1 protein-coding gene is annotated in these 631 nt (G+C 61.8%); it reads left to right on the forward strand.

The genetic code is table 11. The features are described from left to right. Nucleotides 1-206: 206 nt before the first annotated feature. A complete protein-coding gene (locus tag C1J00_RS43965) occupies nucleotides 207-551 on the forward strand; it encodes a hypothetical protein (protein WP_102914277.1) in 345 nt (114 codons plus the stop codon). The last annotated feature ends 80 nt before the right edge of the window (nucleotides 552-631 follow it).

The following is a 631-nucleotide window of genomic DNA, read 5'->3' on the forward strand; positions in this document are numbered from 1 at the left end:
CGTCACAGCGCGGCCGGCGGGAAGCCACCCGTCGAATTCGAACGGATCATCCAGGAAGCGCGAGCCCGCACCGATCAGGAAGGCCGGGCCGCATAACCAACGTCTCTACGAAACCAGGGGATTGACAAAGTGACTCTAGCTCCGCTGAGCTGGCTCTTCAGGGAAAGCGGCATCGCGATGCCTCGATGTTGTATTGAATGCAACGCATGGAGAGAGTCGACCTGCCGGGCTCGGCGCGCATGGTTCTCGTCGACAACGTGGTGCCGCTGGACCCTGAGCCTCAGCTTTTCGAGGCGATGCTGGAAGGATGGGCGCGGCAACAGCGCGTGCGTTACTTGAAGAAGGAGACGATCGACCGGCGGTTGGCGCTGGTCCGTAGGATGTCCCGCTTCTCTGGACAATACCCCTGGCAGTGGACCGCCTCAGAGATTGAGGCGTTCATCGACGACCTGCGCTCAGGTAGCCATCCCATCAAGGTGTCCACGGCACGGGGGCATCTCGGCAGGGGCCTTGACCCCGGATGTTGGACACCGGAGACACTTGGATCTTGATGGTCCGGGTGGACAGGAGTCCTGCACAGATGGTGATGAAGCACTACCCGCCGGAGTTCAAAGCGGACGCGGTCGCGTTG

The sequence above is a fragment of the Streptomyces cahuitamycinicus genome (genome assembly GCF_002891435.1).
Taxonomy (GTDB): Bacteria; Actinomycetota; Actinomycetes; order Streptomycetales; family Streptomycetaceae; genus Streptomyces; species Streptomyces cahuitamycinicus.